Raw genomic sequence first — 16,671 nt, 5'->3', positions numbered from 1 at the left:
GGTCGGCGAAAACTGTCCACCCCACCCGCGCACGGTCCCCGCACCACCCGAGCACGGTCCCCGTACCACCCGAGCACAGTCCGCGCACCGCCCCGCACCACCGGCACGGTCCCGCACCACCCGCGCACCGACCCCGCACCGCCCGGGCACCCGCACCCGCGACAGGCCCCCTGCGCCTGCGCGGCCCGGACCGCTCCACCCGCACACTCCGGCACCACTCAGCAGGACCCGCAGCACCGTTCCACCGACCGGACCCCCCACAGTTCCGCACCCTGAGACGAGTTGGAGCACGTATGCCCCAGCACGTACCGTCCTCGCTGCGCGCGGCCGCCCCACGCCGCGCGGAGCACCTCCCGGCGTCTCCCCCACACCCGCGCCGGATCGTCTTCCTCGCCCACCGCGACCTCAGCAACCCGGCCGCGGGCGGTTCCGAACTCCTCGTCGACCGGCTCGCCGACGGGCTCAGCGGCCTCGGCCACCAGGTCACCCTGTTGTGCGGCGGTCCCGCCGCCTACCGCGACTACCGGGTGGTCTCCGCGGGCAGCGACAAGGGCCACTACCTGCGCGCACGCTCCGCGTTCAGCCGGCAGATCGGCGACTGCGACCTCCTCGTCGAGGTCTGCAACGGCATGCCGTACCTCGCCCCGCTGTGGCACCGCGGGCCCACCCTCTGCCTGGTCAACCACGTGCACACCGATCTGTGGGGGATGCGCTTCCAGGGCGCCCTCGCCCCCGCCGCCCGGCTCGGCCGGCGCCTCGAACACTGGGCCCTCGCGGGCGCCCAGCGCGGCAATCTGCTGGTGGCCGTCTCGCCGTCGACGGCCACGGCGCTGCGGGCCATCGGCGTGGAGCGGGAGCGCATCCGCATCGTGCACAACGGCGTCGAGGAGCCGGGGCCGCTGCACGCCCGCTCCGACGAGCCGCTGTTCCTGGCGATGGGCCGGCTCGTCGAGTACAAGCGGATCGATCTGCTGCTGCGGCTGTGGGAGCGTGTCCGGCCCGTCACGGGCGGCCGGCTCGTGATCGTGGGCGACGGTCCCGAGCGCCGGCGGCTCGAACAACTCGCCGGCCCCGGCGTCGAGTTCAGGGGCCATGTCTCCGAAGCGGAGAAGCACCGGCTGCTCTGCGAGGCGTGGATGCTGCTGCACCCCTCGGCCGTGGAGGGCTGGGGGCTCGTCATCACCGAGGCGGCCACCCGCTCCACGCCGTCGATCGGCTTCGACGTGCCCGGCGTGCGCGACTCCGTCGAAGACGGCGTGACCGGGCTGCTCGCGCGGGGCGAGAGCTCGTTCGCCGCCGCCTGGTGCACGCTGGCGCTCAGCGCCGAGCGCCGCAGATCGCTCGGCAAGGCCGCCGGCGAGCGGGCCACCCGGTTCCGCTGGGGCAACACGGTGCGGCAGTTCCAGGCGGTGGCCGCCGAGGCGGCCGCCGCACACCGGGCGGCAGCCGGGCCCCCGACGCCCCGGGGGGCTGCGTGAAGGATCCGTCGCTGCGCCGTTCCGCCACCCTCTTCCGGGCCTTCCTGCGCGAGCAGCGGGAGCCCGAGCGGTGCTACACGCTCCTCGCCCGTGACGCCGCCGACCAGGTCGAGGCGTACGGCCCGGTCGAAGGACGGGTCGTCGTCGACGTCGGCGGCGGTGGCGGCTACTTCACCGAGGAGTTCCGGCGGCGCGGCGCGCAGTGCTTCCTCTTCGAGCCGGATCCGGCCGAGTTGGGGGCGCGGCCGCCCGAGGGATCGGTGGTGGCCGACGGGTATCTGCTGCCCCTCGCGGACGGCGTCGCCGACGTCACGTTCTCCTCGAACGTCCTGGAGCACGTCGACGACCCCCAGACGTTCCTGAGCGAGCTGATCCGGGTCACCCGGCCGGGCGGGCTCATCTACGTCTCGTTCACCAACTGGCTCTCGCCGTGGGGCGGCCACGAGTGGGCGCCCTGGCACTACCTGGGCGCCGAGCGGGCCCGCGCCCGCTACGAGCGGCGCACCGGCAGGCCCGCCAAGCACACCCTCGGCGAGAACCTCTTCGCGCACCACGTCGGAGCGACCCTGCGCCAGGTGCGGGAGCGCACCGACGTGGACGTCGTCTCGGCGCGCTCCCGCTACTGGCCGTTCCTGGCCGGGGCGATCACCAAGGTGCCGGGTGTGCGCGAGGTCGCGACCTGGAACCTCCTCCTCATCCTCAGGCGGTGTCCATGACCACGGTCCAGGCCCCACCCCCGGCGGCCGTCCGGCCCACGACCGATGCCCCTGAACCCGCGCGGGGGCCGCGTTCGCGGCGCTGGTTGCTGGGGTTCTGGGCCGTGGTGTTCGTGGCGTTCCTCGCGGTGCACCCGGGGCGGATGACGTTCGACACCAAGCTGGGTGTCACCGTCGACCCCTGGCAGTTCCTCTCCGACCTGGGCCAGCTCTGGCACGACCGGGGCGGCTTCGGCGGGATCCAGGACCAGTACGCCGGCTACGCCTTCCCGATGCTGCCCTACTACGGCCTGGCCAAGCTGCTGCACGTGCCGGTCTGGTCGGCCGAGCGGCTGTGGCTCTCGCTGATCGTGGCGGCGGCGTTCTGGGGTGCGCTGCGCCTGGCCGAACGGCTCGGGGTGGGCAGCCGTCCCAGCAGGCTGCTGGGCGCGGTGGTGTACGCGCTGTGGCCGACGTTCACCGTGGTGGTCGGGTCGACGTCGGCGGCCGCGCTGCCCGGCGCGGTGCTGCCGTGGGTGCTGCTGCCGCTGACCGACCCGCGGATCAGCGCGCGCCTCGCCGCCTGCCGGTCGGCGCTGATCATCCCGTTCATGGGCGGCGTGAACGCGGCGGCGACGCTCGCGTCCCTGCTGCCCGTGGGCCTGTATCTGCTCTCCAGACCGAACGGGCCGCGCAAGCGGAAGCTGATCATCTGGTGGGTGCCGGGGGTCGTCCTCGCCACTGCCTGGTGGGTCGTACCGCTGCTGATGCTCGGCATCTACGGCGAGAACTTCCTGCCCTACGTGGAGAACGCGGCCACCACGACGGGCACCATGTCGGCCACCGAGACGCTCCGCGGCGCCGGCAACTGGGTCGCGTACCTGCACTTCGGCGAGGCCTGGCTGCCCGCGGGGTGGACGGTGGCGACGTCCGTCGTGGCCGTCGTCTGCTCCGCGCTCGCCGCCGCGCTCGGCCTCGCCGGGCTCGCCCGGCGCGATCTGCCGGAGCGGCGCTGGCTGGTCCTGACGGTGCTGTCCGTCGTCCTGGTGACGCTCGCCGGGTACGGCGGGGCGTTCGGGGCGCCCTTCCACGGCACCGTCCGGTCCTGGCTGGACGGCGGGCTCGTGCCGTTCCGCAACGTCTACAAGTTCCAGACCGGGCTCGCCCTCGCGCTGGTGCTCGGCCTGATGCACCTGGTGGGGGTGGCCGCCCAGACGCGCGGCGCCCGCCGGGTGCGCGGCCGCCGGTACGCGCCGCTGATCGCGGCGGTCCTGGTGCTGCCCGGCCTGGCCTGGCCGTACCTCAACGGCTCGATCCTGCAGCCCGGTTCGTTCAAAAAGCTGCCGACGTACTGGCAGGCGACGGCGGACTGGCTGGAGAAGTACTCCCCCGACTCCCGCGCCCTCGTCGTCCCCGCGACCGCGCACGGCATCTACACCTGGGGCTCGCCCATCGACCAGCCCCTGGACGTGCTCGCCGACTCGCGCTGGGCGCAGCGCGACTACGTGCCGTTCGGCACGCCGGGCAACCGGCGCGCGATGGACGCCGTCGAGCAGGCGCTGCTGACCGGCGGCCAAGTGCCGGGCCTGCGCGACTACTTGTCGCGTGCCGGGCTGTATTACGTCGTCGTACGCAACGACCTCGACCCCGACCAGGTCGGCCACGTGCCCTCCTCGACGGTCAAGCGCACCCTGGAGGAGTCCGGCTTCAGCCGGGTGACGGGCCTCGGCCCGACGATGACCGAGGGGACGATCCCCGAGGACACCCCGCTCCAGATCGAGGGGCTCTACCCGCGCCAGCGCGCCGTGGAGATCTACGCGCCCGGCAAGGGCGCCGAGCGGCCCGGCCAGGCGGGTCTGAAGCCGGTGTCCAACACGGCGGTCGTCAGCGGCGGCCCCGAGTCGCTGCTCCCGCTCTCCGCCGACCCGTCGATGCGGGACCGGCCGACCGTCCTGACCGGCGACAACCACCCGGGCATCGGGGCGCCGGGGCTGCAGGCGGTCGGTGACGGGCTGCGCCGCGCCGACACCCGCTTCGGCCTGGTCAACACCAACACCTCGTACACGTACACGCGTTCCGAGCGGAACGCGGTCGACGCGCAGCAGGACCCCGGCGACAAGCCGCACCAGATCCTGCCGACCAAGGGCATCGAGCACCAGACGACGGCGGAGCTGCGCGGCGCCAAGTCGGTCTCCGCGTCCAGCTACGGCAACTGGCTCTTCCATCTGCCGCAGTACGACCCGGTGAACGCCTTCGACGGCAATCCGGCCACGGCCTGGTCCGAGGGCAACTCCGGTTCCGCGGACGGGGAGTGGATCAAGGCGGAGTTCAACGACGCGGTCGACGTGCCGTCCTCCTTCCGCGTCACACCGCTGCCGCAGAACGGCGTACGGGCCGCGGCCACCCGGGTCCGCGTGGAGACGGAACACGGCAGCACGACCAGCAATCTGCAGCCCAACGGCATGCCCCAGCGGATCAAGGCGCACCCGGGCGCCACCAAATGGATCAAGATCACGATTCTGGACACCCAGGAGGCGCGGCCCGGTCTGACGGGCGCGGGCTTCTCGGAGATCAGCATTCCGGACGTGACCGTCACCCGGCTCCTCAAGCTCCCCACGGACGCGGACAAGTCCACGGACGCGCGGTCGACGACCTACTCGATGCACCGCTCCACCGACCCGAGCGCCCTCTCGCCGGTGAACGTCGAGTCGGGCCTGCACCGGCGCTTCACGACGACGGGTGACGGCGCCTACCGGTTCAAGGCGAGCGCGGTGGCCGTGCCGGGCGCCGAACTCGACGACCTGCTCTACAAGGTGGCGCCCGAGCAGGAGCGGCAGATCATCGCCACCGCCGACTCCACCGCGCAGCTGGGCAGCGGGCTCTCGCCGCGCAACCTCACGGACGGCGACCTGACGACGGCGTGGATCGCCGGCTCCGCCGACCGGCCGGTGATCCACCTCAAGTGGCCGGACAAGCAGCCGGTGGGCGAGATCGTGCTGCCCGCGGCGGGCGGCCTGTCCACCCGCCCCGAGAAGATCGAGATCAGCTCGCCGGACGGCGCGGCGACGGCGGGCGTGGACGAGAACGGCAACGCGCGCTTCACGCCGATCACCACGGACCGGATGGACATCACCATCACGGAGACGGCCCCGCTGACGGTGCACAACCCCGTCGCCGACGCCGACCTGCGGCTGCCGGTGGGCCTCACCGAGGTGTACGTCCCCGCCCTCGACCAGTACCGCACCCCGCGGCCGGACGCCGACGAGCGCTTCTCGCTGCCCTGCGGCCAGGGGCCGATCATGTCGGTCGACGGCGAGCTGTACGGGACGAGCGCGAAGGGGAAGGTCCGGGACCTCACCGAGCGGCGTCCGGTCGACATCACGCTCTGCCAACGGGGCGAGAAGGACTCCGAGATACAGCTCGGCGCGGGGGCGCACAGTCTGGAGACGGGTGACGCGGGGCCGCTCGCCGTCACGGACGCGTCGCTGACGCTCGGCACGCCGGACGCGGTGGACACGCCATCGCGCGACCTGAAGGTCGAGGACTGGCTGGGCGACCGCCGCGAGGTGTCGGTGGGCGCGGGCGCGGCCTCGTACCTCACGACGTACGAGAACGTGAACGACGGGTGGAAGGCGACCCTGGACGGCAAGGAGCTGACCTCGGTGCGGCTCGACGGCTGGCAGCAGGGCTGGCTGGTGCCGAAGGGGGCGGGTGGCACGGTCGAGCTGAGCTACGAGCCGTCGCAGCTCTACGAGATCGGCCTGATCCTGGCCGTCGTCGCCCTGTTGGCCCTGGTCGCCATGGTCGTGCTGTGGCGGCGCGACACGGACGACGACGCGCCGCCGCCCGCCCCGCCCGCGCCCGGCTTGATCCTCGGCACGGTGGCGCTCACGCTGGTGGCGGTGGTGATCGCGGGGCCCCTCGCCCTGCTGGTCCCCGCGCTCGCGCTGCTCGCCCGGTGGCGGCACGCGCTCCTGGTGCCGATCGCGTTCCTGGCGATGGCGGGGGCGGGGATCGCGGCGGCGACGGGTGCGGGCGAGGCGGTCGCCGCGGACGAGGGGGCGTTCGGGGGTGCGGCCCAACTCCTCGCCCTCGTCGCGCTGTTCGCGGCGCTGGTGACGGTGACGGTACGGGAGGGGCGGCCGCGGGGCGGCGACACGCTGGAGTTCGGGCCGCCGTATCCGCCGCCGCACGCGCCGGACCCGGGACCCGTTCCTGGCCCCGGTCACGACTCCGCGACGCCTCCGCTGCCGCGCCGTACGCGGGGCGGGCCCGGGGCGCCGCCGGAGGTGTCGCCGGACGCGCCGCGCCGTGACGCGGGCCCGACGGTCTCGGCCCGGGGTCCCGCGTCGGCCCAGCCGGATCCGGCGCCGCCGGGCCGCAGAACGGTGCGCTTCGCCCGGCGCAGGCGTCCGACCACGACAGGAGAAGGCTCCCAGCGATGACCGCACTGGAACACCCGGCACGACGCGCGGACGGCCCCGGGCGACCGCCCGCCCGCGTGCCGTTCCCCGTCGTCGACGAGGTCTCCCGGCACTGCCTCCAGGAGGAGGAGCCGGAGACCGTCCACATCGAGGTGCACCTGCCGGGCACCCCGGACCCGGACCGCCTGCGGGCCGCGTTCACGGAGGCCCTGCGCCGTCACCCCCGCATCCTGATGCGGGAGGCGCGGGGCGCCTGGTACCGCCGCCGCTACGAGTGGGAGCTGACGGAGGCCCCGGACACGGAGGTGGTGACGTTCCCACCTCCGGGCCCGAACGCCCTCAAGCGCGCCCGCGAACGCGCCCTCTCCGAGGCCCCGCCCCTGTCAGCGTCCCCACCGATACGACTTGAGGTGATCCGGACGGAGGCCACGTCCGGGGAGGAGGGCCGGGTTCGGACGGGCCCGCCCACTGGGGGCGGGGAGCCCCAAGTCCCGTCCACAGAACGGGGAACGGGCTCGCGGGAACGGGGGGACGGAACGGCACCCGAACACGGGACGACCGCGCGCACGCCCCTAGACGGGCCACCGGACGAGGCCGCGTCCGGCGGGGCGGACGGACGAACGCCTGCCGACGGGACGGCCGGCCCCGCACCCGCACCCGCCGCCGGGCCCACGGACCACACCGCCGCGCACGCCGACTCCGGCGGGACGAACCAGCCCACCGCCCCCCGCGAGACCCGGCCCAGCGGGCACGCGGCCACCGGCACGACCGACGGGCAGACGCCGGCCCACGAGACGGCCGAACCCGCACCCGCACCCACCGCCGGACCCACGGACCACACCGCCGCGCACGCCGACTCCGGCGGGCAAACACCTGCCCGCGCCACGGCCGAACCCACTCCCGCACCCACCAGCGGGACCGCCGACGAGCCCCCCGGCCACCCCGCCCCGCACGCCCGCCCCCGCCAGGACGGCGCCGGTTGCGTTCTGCTGCTCACCATCAATCACACCGCCCTCGACGGCCCCGCCTGCCTGCGGGTTCTTGCCACTGCCGCCGAGCTCTACGGGGGGCGGGACAACTCGGCCGCCGCTCCGCCGGCCCGGGGCGTCGCCGGGGGGCAGGCCGTCGTGCCCGCGCCTGTCGCCGACGTCGCCTCGGGGTGGGCGCCGCCCGCGCGGGTTGCGCGGGGGGCTCCCGAGCCCTCTCCCGGCAACGGCATGCTCGTCGCCGAGCTTCCCGTACCGCGCCGGCCCAAGGGCTCGCCCTTCACCGTGAACGACCAGCTCATGGTCGCCACCGCGCTGATGATCGCCCACTGGAACCGCGAACACGGCGCCCGCCCCCGCCCCTTCCGCATCACCATGCCCGTCGACGACCGGCCCCGCGACGCCACCATGCCCATCGGCAACGGCACCCGGCTCGTGGAAGTCCCCTTCGGTGCGGAGGAGTTGAGCGAATCCGAGTGGACTCCCGCACTGATTCACCGGCTGCTGCGCCGGACCTCCGAGCGCACCCGTGCCCTCAAGGCGCTCCCCCGGCCCCAACTCGGCCGCGGCGCCGCCCTCTTGACCGCGCCGGTCCTCCCGGTCGCCCTCCGCGCCGCCGTCACCCGTGGTCTGCGCCGGGCCGCCGCACCCTGGACGTCCACCACGCTTCTGAGCAACATCGGCCGTGTCCCGTACGCACTGGACTTCGGCGACGCGGGCCGCGCCCACGCCGTGTGGTTCTCCGCCCCGGCCCGGCTGCCCCGCGGCCTCACCGTGACCACCGCGTCGACGGCCGGCCGGCTGCACCTGGTCCTGCGCTGGTCAAGAACGCTGCTCAGCCACGGCGACGGAGCGCGTCTGCGGGACCTCTTCGAGCAGTATCTGCACGCCACCGAACGCGCGACGGAGCAGGCGACCGAACACCCGACGGACCACACCGAAGCCCGCGAGACCCATGGGGGCCGCACGTGACCGCCACCGCCCGAACCACGACCACCGCGCGGCCCGCGCCGCCCGCGCGGCTGAGGGACTTCTACGAGAACCCCACCGTGCCGGTGGCCTCCGGCGACGCCCGCAGTCTGCGGCAGGCCCGCGTCCTCGCCACCGCCCTCGGACCCGCCACCTCCCGTACCGCGACCGTGCTGGACATCGGCTGCGGCGACGGCACGGCCGCGGCCACCGCGGCGCCGCTCCTCGCCGGGCACCGGGTCGTCGGGGTGGACTGGTCGCAGGACGCGCTGCGGCGCGCGCACGCCCGGCTGCCGTACGTCGTGCGGGGCGAACTCACCGACGGGGGGCTGCCGTTCGCCGACGGCGCCGCCGACGCCGTCCTGTTCAGCGAGGTCGTCGAGCACCTCGTCGACCCGGACAGCGCCCTGGACGAGCTGCGCCGCGTCCTCGCGCCGGGCGGCCACCTCATGCTCTCCACCCCCAACCTGGCCGCCTGGTACAACCGCGGCCTACTCCTCGCCGGCGTGCAGCCCGTCTTCTCCGAGGTGAGCCTGCGCGCCGTGCACGGCCGCCCCGGCAAGGAGGTCGTCGGGCACCTGCGGCTGTACACGGCCCGCGCCCTGCGCGCGTTCGTCGCCGCCTCCGGCTTCGAGGTCGTCGGCCTGATGGGCGCCCCCTTCCACGGCGTGCCCCGCCCCCTGCGGGCCCTCGACCGGCTGGCCTGCGCCGTGCCCAGCGCCGCCTCGATTCTCCTGCTGCACGCCCGGAAGGTCTGAGCCCGTGTGGTGGGGCGTGGCCGCGGCCCTCTGCGCGAACCTGCTCTACAGCACCGGATTCGTCCTGGAGAAGCGGGCGTTGACGGCCATGCCGTCGGTCAGCGTCCGCAGGCCCGCCCGGCTGCTGCGGCAAGTCCTCGGCAGTCCGCTGTGGATCGGCGGCTCGCTCGCCCTGGCCGCGGGCTTCGGCGCCCAGCTCGCCGTGTACCGCACCCTGCCGATCGCCGCCGCCCAGGGCATCTTCGTCTCCGGCCTCGTCCTGCTCCTGCTGCTCTCCTCCGTCCTGCTCGGCGAGCGGACCTCGGGCCGCGAGCGGTACGCGGTCGGCGCGATCCTGCTCGCGCTGCTCATGGTGGTCCTCTCGCTCAGCGAGGACAGCGACTCGGTCAGCCACAGCGCCCCCGTACCGCTGATCCTCACCGTCTGCCTGCCCTCGCTCGCTGCGGGCGTCTGGCTGTACGGCTCCGCGGAGCGCCGCGCCAAGCACCGGCACCGGATGCCGACGGCGGGCGTCGAGTACGGCGTCGCGGTGGGTCTCCTCTACGGGGTGAGCTCGCTGGCCATCAAGGGCGTCTCCAGCTATCTGACGACCGAGGACATCGGCGGCGCGCTCGGCGGCCTGCTGCGCTCGCCCTACCCCTATCTGCTGCTCTTCACGGGCGCGTTCGGCCTGGTCATGTCGCAGGCGGCGCTGCAGCGCTGCCGGGCCTCGCTGATCGTGCCGGTGTGCACGACGGTGACCTCGCTGTTCACCGCGGTGCTCGGCACGCTGGCGTTCGGCGAGGCGCTGCCGCACGAACCGCTGCGGCTCGGCCTGCGGATCGCGGGCACGGTCCTCGCCGTCTGCGTGCTCCTCGCCATGCCCAAGCACGACGGGACCTCTCCCCACCCCACCCCCGCCCCCAAGGAGTTGACCAGCGGATGAACCCCGACGACCCGCTCCTGAAGATCCTCGCGTGCCCGCTGGACAAGGGCCCGCTGCACCTGCTGGCCCCGGCCGACCCCCTCGTACCGGAGGAGGCGCTGTACAACCCGCGGCTGCGCCGCCGCTATCCGGTCGTCGACGGCATACCGCAGCTGCTGCCCTCCTCCGGCGAGCAGGTGGCGGACGACGAGCACGAGCAGCTGCTCAAGCGGATGTCCCCGTGACGGCGCCCGCCGGGAGGCTCGTCGAGGGCGAGGGGACGTCCCTGACGCTCGCCGCCCGCCTCGCGCCCTACCTGCCCGACCGGCTGATCGCCGCCCTGGCCCGGCTCGTCTACCCCCGCTTCGAGCTCGAACTGGCCCGGCTCGGCGACCTCTGCCCGGCGGGCTGCGGCACCGCCGTCGACGTCGGCGGCTGGTACGGCCCGTGGTCGCGCAGGCTCGCCCCGCGCGCCCGCCAGGTGGTGACCGTGGAGCCGGTGCCGCACCTCGCGCGGCTGCTCGCCGCCAGCACGCCCGGCAACGTCCGGGTGGTGCAGGGCGCGGCGACGGACCGGCCGGGGACGGCCCGGCTCTGGCTGCCCCGCGGCGACCAGGGGCGGCGCGGCGTCTCGTCGCTGGTGCGCCGCGACATCCACGACACCGCCGTCGACGTGCCGTGCGTGACGCTGGACGGGCTCGGCCTGCACGACGTCGGCTTCATCAAGATCGACGTGGACGGGAACGAGCTGCCGGTGCTGCGCGGCGCGCACGAGCTGATCGCCCGCGACCGCCCCGCGCTCTTCATCGAGCTGGAGTCACGGATCCAGCCGATCGCCCCCATCGTGGAGCTCCTGACCCGCCACCACCGCTACCGCGGCTGGGTCCTGCCGCACCGCACCTGGCTGCCGCTGGCCTCCTTCGACCTGGAGGCGCACCAGTGCGACACGTCGTACGTCGTGGCGCAGGGCCTGCTGCGCCGGGCGCTCACACCGCGCCATCCGCGGTACGTGAACTCGGTGCTGTTCCTGCCCGACGGGCGCCGCCCGGGAGAGCGCCCGGTGCGCGACGATGGGGTGCATGCCCGCTAGCTCCTCCCGCGCCCCCGGCCCCTTCACCCCGCTCGACTTCCAGCTCGTCCTGCTGCGCCGGATGGCCGACCACAACCCCGGCCTGGTCGACGGCGCCCGCCGTGACCTGGGCGTCTCCGTCGCCGACATGCGCGAGGCCAACCGCCGCTGGCAGGCGATGGCCCGCTCCCCGCGCTCCCGGGGCGCCGCGTCCCGCTACCGCTCGGTGCTCGGCGACCCCGAGACGACCGCCCGCCGCACCATCGGCGACCTGGAGTGCGAGGCGCTGCGCTGGCCGGTGCCGCTCTGGCCCGACCTGCGCTTCGAGGCGCTCCTCGCGCCGAACGGCGCGGTGTGGAACGAGTACCTGGTCCGCGCGCCGGGCGCTCCGGCGCCCCGGCTCCGTACGCTCGACGACCTCACCCCGTGGTCCTGCACGATCGACGAGGCCGCGCACGCCTTCGCCCCCGCACGGCCCTTGGAGGGGACGGCACCGACACGGTGGGGCCTCGCCTTCCGGGCGCCGGACGCGAACGGTGAACTCCGGGACTGCGCGGCCGAGTTCACGTGGGGGCTGCTGCAGCGGGTGGGGGTGCGGGACTGAGTGGCGCCGTGCCCCGGAGGCAAAAGCCCGGACCCGGCCTTGTTCCGCTCCTCCAACATCTGCTTATGATTCGGCGGTGTTCGATTCACGGCACATCAAGACGTTCCACGAGGTGGTCCGCTCCGGTTCGTACTCGGCGGCCGCCCGCTCGCTCGGCTACACGCAGCCGGCGATCACGCAGCAGATGAAGGCCCTGGAGCGGTCCGTCGGCACCCCGCTGTTCACCCGCGTCGGGCGCCGCATGCGGCTGACGGAGGCCGGCGAGGCGCTGTCCCGGCACGCCGGGATCATCCTGGACGACATCTCCGCCGCCCAGCAGCAGATGAACGCGATCACGCGGCTGCGCTCGGGCCGGGTGCGGGTCTGCGCGTTCCCCAGCGCCAACGCGACCCTCATCCCCGAGGCGCTGGCCCGGCTCGCCTCGGGGCACCCGGGGGTGCGCGTGGAGCTCCTGGAGGACGAGCCGCCCGAGTCGCTGCGGCGCGTGGTGCGCGGCGAGTGCGACATCACGCTGGCCTTCACCTATCCCGGTCTGCACGACGAGGTGCCGGCGGAGCTGGCGGAGATCCCGCTGATGGAGGACCAGCTGACCGTGCTGCTGCCCGCCGGGCACCGGATGGCGCGCCAGCGTTCGGTCAAGCTCGCCGAGCTGGCGGAGGAGCGGTGGATCGCGGGGTGCCCGCGCTGTCGCGCCAACTTCCTGCACGAGTGCGCCGAGCTCGGTTTCGCGCCCGACATCGCCTTCACGACCGACGACAACCTGGTGGTGCAGAGCCTGGTCGCCGAGGGGCTCGGCATCGCGATGATGCCGGGGCTCGTCCTGAACTTCCTCTGCCACGGCAAGGTGACGGGCCGCGCCCTCGACCCGGCGTCGCGGCGCCAGGTGTCGGCGTACGTCCTCAAGGAGCATCTGCGGATCCCGGCCACCGCGCTGGTCCTGGACGAGCTGAAGACGGTGGCCGCCAACCGCGTCGGCTGCTGACCGCGGCCCGTACGGGCGACGGAATCCCCTCCATCCATAAGCGGAATTTGGGGGGACGCGAAAAGACTGTCGTTGGACGTGATGGATCGGCGGCGCGACGCTGCCGTCATGAGCACTCCGATCGCGTACCGGGCCGCCCGGACCACAGAGCGCCTCGACGCCCTCGTCGCCGACGTGCGCGAGGCCGTCGGGCGCGGCCTGCCCCCCGACCTGACCGCGTACCTGGTCGGCGAGCGGCTCGCCCCGCACCTCGGCTCCGCCGACCTGCTCACCGACGAGCAGTGCGAGGGCGACCCCGACCGCTACCGGCAGCACGTCCTGCACGCCGAGCAGGACGGCAGCTTCTCGATCGTCGCCCTCGTCTGGCTGCCGGGGCAGCGGACGTCCGTCCACGACCACGTGTCGTGGTGTGTGACGGGCGTGCACGAGGGCGAGGAGCAGGAGCGCCGCTACCGGCTCGTGCCCGCCGCGGAGAACGGCGGCGCCGCCCGCCTCGTCGCCACGGACGACGTCGTCAATCCGCGGGGCTCGGTCTGCGGGTTCGCGCCGCCCGGGGACATCCACCGGGTGTGGAACGCCTGCGGCACGCGCGCGATATCGATCCACGTCTACGGCGCGGACATCGCCCGCCTCGGCAGCAGCGTGCGCCGCGTGTACGAGCTCCCGGCCGACCGGTAATGGCGCTGCTCGGGCAGCGCCCCGCCTCCCGTACGGCACCGGCCGCCGCCCCGCCCGTCGTCGCCCCGCCCGTGTCCACCCGCCCGCCGGGCAAGGCGGCGGGTCTCGCCCTGGCCGTGCTCGGCGTCGCGGTCGCCTGGGGCGTGCACCGGTTGGTGCCCGGCGTGCCGATGCTCACCGCCGCCGTGGTCCTCGGCATCGTGGCCGCCCATCTGCCGGGCCGCGCCCACGCCTTCGTGCGCGGTCCGGGCAAGGCGGGTCTGACGTTCGCGGGGAAGCGGCTGATGCGTGTCGGCGTCGTGCTGCTCGGCCTGAAGCTGAGCCTGGACGACGTGCTGGGGCTCGGCTGGGCCTCGGTCGCGATGGTGCTGTGCGTGGTGGCGGTCACCTTCTTCGGCACCTGGTGGCTGGGGCGCAAGATGGGGCTGCGCGGCGACCAGCCGCTGCTGATCGCCACCGGTTACTCGATCTGCGGGGCGTCCGCGATCGGGGCGGTGAGCGAGGTCTCCGAGAGCGACGAGCGGGACACGGCCACATCGGTGGCGCTCGTGACGCTGTGCGGGACGCTCGCCATCGCCGTACTGCCGTTGCTGCAGCACCCGTTGGGGCTCAGCGACGCGGAGTTCGGGCGCTGGGTCGGGGCGAGCGTGCACGACGTCGGCCAGGTCGTGGCGACCGCGCAGACCGCCGGCGCGGGGGCGCTCGGCGACGCGGTCCTGGTCAAGCTGATGCGGGTCGCGCTGCTCGCGCCGCTCGTCGCGGCGGTGGCGCTCTCGGTACGGGCGCGGCGCCGCGCGCACACGGCGGACCCCCAGGACCCTCAGGACCCCCAGGCCACGGCGAACACCAAACGTCCGCCCCTGGTCCCGCTGTTCGTCGTCGGCTTCCTCGCGATGGTCGCGCTGCGCACCACGGGCTGGTTGTCCGGCGGCGCGATCGACGTGGCGGAGACAGCCCAGGAACTTCTGCTGGCCGCGGCCCTGTTCGGCCTGGGCAGCGCGGTGGACCTGCCGTCCCTGACCCGCACCGGGGGCCGGGTCGCGGCGCTCGGACTCGTCTCGTGGGTGGTGATCGCGGGGATCTCGTACGTGGGCGTGCTGCTGACGTACTGAGACGGGCCGGTACGACGCCGACGGGACCGGGCGGATGCGGGCAACCGAACAACGGATGCGAACGGGCGGGCAGTTGTTCCCTGGAACAGGTGATCGTCGCGGCAGGGATTGCGCGCAGCCCCCGGGATTGACGATGCTTACGGTGCGCGAGCGACGGGCTGCAGACCGTAATCGCGCACCCGGTCCATGTCCCATACAGGGCCGGGGTGTTGGGCCCGCGACGCCGGGTCCGGCCTTCCGAGAAGTCCCACAAGGAGAAGCACCACCATGAACCTCATCACTGACGTCGTCGCCGGTCTCGCCCACTTCCTGGGCTGGCTCGTCTGACGTCACCCGCAGCAGTCCGCAGCGACGCCGCCTCCCCCGTCCCACGGGAGGCGGCGTCGCCGTGTGCGGTCCCGGTCCGGCATGGCGGGGCCGGCGGCGGGACACTCTGATGGAGCGTCGACGCGGAGACCACTCGGCCCCGCACCGACTCGGCAGACGGACGACGGACGACGGACGACGCACGAACGACGAGGAGTACGAGACGTGGATCCCCTCTTCCCGGCCCTGACCAGCGAGCGCGGCGAGGCCCTCCGGTTCGGCGACCGCTCGCTGAGCTACCCCGAACTGGCCTCGGTGGCGGGCGCGTTGGCCGTCCGCCTGAACGGCGCCGGGCGGGTGGCCGTCTGGGCGACGCCATCCCTGGAGACCGCCGTCGCCGTCGTCGCCGCGCTGCTCGCCGGCGTCCCCGCGGTGCCGCTCAACCCGAAGTCGGGCGACTCCGAGCTCGCCCACATCCTCCGGGACAGCGCGCCGACCCTGGTCCTCGCCGAGCCCGGCGCCCGCCTCCCGGCCGCGCTGGCCGACGTGGCCCGGCACGACATCGACGTACGTCCGGCCGACGAGGGCCACCCGGCCGAGCCGCCCGCCGAGCCCGCCCCCGAGGCCCCCGCCCTGATCGTCTACACCTCCGGCACCACGGGCCCGCCCAAGGGGGCCGTCCTGCCCCGCCGCGCCGTCGCCTCCACGCTGGACGCCCTGGAGGACGCCTGGCAGTGGACCGGCGACGACGTGCTCGTGCACGGCCTGCCGCTCTTCCACGTGCACGGCCTGATCCTCGGCACGCTCGGCCCGCTGCGGCGCGGCGGCTCCGTGCGCCACCTCGGGCGGTTCAGCACCGAGGGCGTGGCGCGCGAGCTCGGCTCCGGGGCGACCATGCTGTTCGGGGTGCCGACGATGTACCACCGGATCGCCGAGGCCCTCCCCGACGACCCGGAGCTGGCGAAGGCGCTGGCCGGGGCGCGGCTGCTGGTCTCCGGCTCGGCGGCGCTGCCCGTGCACGACCACGAGCGCATCGCGGCCGCCACGGGACGCCGCGTCGTCGAGCGGTACGGCATGACGGAGACGCTGATGAACACCAGCGTGCGGGCCGACGGCGAGGCACGCGCGGGCGCGGTCGGCGTGCCGCTGCCGGGCGTCGAACTGCGCCTGGTCGACGAAGCGGGCGAGGAGCTCGCGGCGGACGACCCCGAGGCGGTCGGCGAGATCCAGGTGCGCGGCCCCAACCTCTTCACGGAGTACCTGAACCGTCCCGACGCGACCGCCGAGGCCTTCGCGCCGGGCGGCTGGTTCCGCACCGGCGACGTGGCGGTGCGCGACCCCGACGGGTACGTGCGCATCGTCGGCCGGAAGGCCACCGACCTGATCAAGAGCGGCGGTTACAAGATCGGCGCGGGCGAGATCGAGAACGCGCTCCTCGAACACGCGGGGGTCCGCGAGGCCGCGGTCACCGGCGAGCCGGACGCCGACCTCGGGGAGCGGATCGTGGCGTGGGTCGTCCCCGCGGACCCCGGAACGCCACCCGCGGCCGAGGCGCTGGCCGACCACGTCGCGGCCCGCCTCGCCCCGCACAAGCGGCCGCGGGTCGTGCGGTTCTTGGACAAGCTCCCGCGCAACGACATGGGCAAGATCATGAAGCGGGCGCTGGGCATGTAGCAGCCCGTCGGGGGGGCGGGCGGGGCCCGGAG

The 16,671-nt window shown here is 74.4% G+C and carries 12 protein-coding genes and 1 pseudogene; all 13 read left to right on the top strand.

Going from position 1 to position 16,671, the window contains the following annotated elements; translation table 11 throughout:
• Window positions 1-293: 293 nt before the first annotated feature.
• Entirely contained in the window at window positions 294-1,478 is a 1,185-nt protein-coding gene (locus ACZ6CV_RS01300) for a glycosyltransferase family 4 protein (protein WP_469248672.1), read from the top strand.
• The gene (locus ACZ6CV_RS01295; protein WP_469248670.1) at window positions 1,475-2,194 is read left to right on the top strand and encodes a class I SAM-dependent methyltransferase; all 720 of its coding nucleotides are present in this window, start codon (window positions 1,475-1,477) and stop codon (window positions 2,192-2,194) included. Before ACZ6CV_RS01300 ends, ACZ6CV_RS01295 begins: the two co-directional genes overlap by 4 nt.
• Entirely contained in the window at window positions 2,191-6,618 is a 4,428-nt protein-coding gene (locus ACZ6CV_RS01290) for an alpha-(1->3)-arabinofuranosyltransferase (RefSeq protein WP_469249583.1), read from the top strand. Before ACZ6CV_RS01295 ends, ACZ6CV_RS01290 begins: the two co-directional genes overlap by 4 nt.
• 788 nt (window positions 6,619-7,406) lie before the next feature.
• Window positions 7,407-8,555 (top strand): annotated as a pseudogene (locus ACZ6CV_RS01285) (condensation protein); the annotation flags it as partial.
• Window positions 8,552-9,310, top strand: coding sequence for a class I SAM-dependent methyltransferase (locus tag ACZ6CV_RS01280; RefSeq protein ID WP_469248668.1), 759 nt, complete (start codon window positions 8,552-8,554; stop codon window positions 9,308-9,310). The pseudogene ACZ6CV_RS01285 and the gene ACZ6CV_RS01280, both read left to right, overlap by 4 nt.
• Before the next feature lie 16 nt (window positions 9,311-9,326).
• Window positions 9,327-10,235, top strand: coding sequence for a DMT family protein (locus tag ACZ6CV_RS01275; protein ID WP_362367360.1), 909 nt, complete (start codon window positions 9,327-9,329; stop codon window positions 10,233-10,235).
• A complete protein-coding gene (locus ACZ6CV_RS01270; RefSeq protein ID WP_362367357.1) occupies window positions 10,232-10,459 on the top strand; it encodes a Trm112 family protein in 228 nt (75 codons plus the stop codon). The genes ACZ6CV_RS01275 and ACZ6CV_RS01270 overlap by 4 nt, the downstream gene beginning before the upstream one ends.
• Complete coding sequence (locus tag ACZ6CV_RS01265; protein WP_469248665.1) at window positions 10,456-11,304, top strand: FkbM family methyltransferase; 849 nt, start codon at window positions 10,456-10,458, stop codon at window positions 11,302-11,304. Before ACZ6CV_RS01270 ends, ACZ6CV_RS01265 begins: the two co-directional genes overlap by 4 nt.
• A complete protein-coding gene (locus ACZ6CV_RS01260) occupies window positions 11,285-11,887 on the top strand; it encodes a hypothetical protein (protein WP_469248663.1) in 603 nt (200 codons plus the stop codon). The genes ACZ6CV_RS01265 and ACZ6CV_RS01260 overlap by 20 nt, the downstream gene beginning before the upstream one ends.
• 76 nt (window positions 11,888-11,963) lie before the next feature.
• Window positions 11,964-12,869 carry a LysR family transcriptional regulator gene (locus ACZ6CV_RS01255; RefSeq protein ID WP_362367348.1) on the top strand — a complete coding sequence of 302 codons (906 nt, stop codon included), beginning with the start codon at window positions 11,964-11,966 and terminating at the stop codon, window positions 12,867-12,869.
• Between the two features lie 108 nt (window positions 12,870-12,977).
• Complete coding sequence (locus ACZ6CV_RS01250; RefSeq protein WP_362367345.1) at window positions 12,978-13,547, top strand: cysteine dioxygenase family protein; 570 nt, start codon at window positions 12,978-12,980, stop codon at window positions 13,545-13,547.
• Window positions 13,547-14,659 carry a YeiH family protein gene (locus tag ACZ6CV_RS01245; RefSeq protein WP_469248660.1) on the top strand — a complete coding sequence of 371 codons (1,113 nt, stop codon included), beginning with the start codon at window positions 13,547-13,549 and terminating at the stop codon, window positions 14,657-14,659. Before ACZ6CV_RS01250 ends, ACZ6CV_RS01245 begins: the two co-directional genes overlap by 1 nt.
• A gap of 531 nt (window positions 14,660-15,190) precedes the next feature.
• Window positions 15,191-16,639: an acyl-CoA synthetase gene (locus tag ACZ6CV_RS01240; RefSeq protein ID WP_469248658.1), complete on the top strand. Its 1,449-nt coding sequence runs from the start codon at window positions 15,191-15,193 to the stop codon at window positions 16,637-16,639.
• Window positions 16,640-16,671: the final 32 nt, after the last annotated feature.

This window comes from Streptomyces sp. NPDC041713 (genome assembly GCF_055591085.1).
This window is presented reverse-complemented; position numbering and strand designations above follow the sequence as displayed.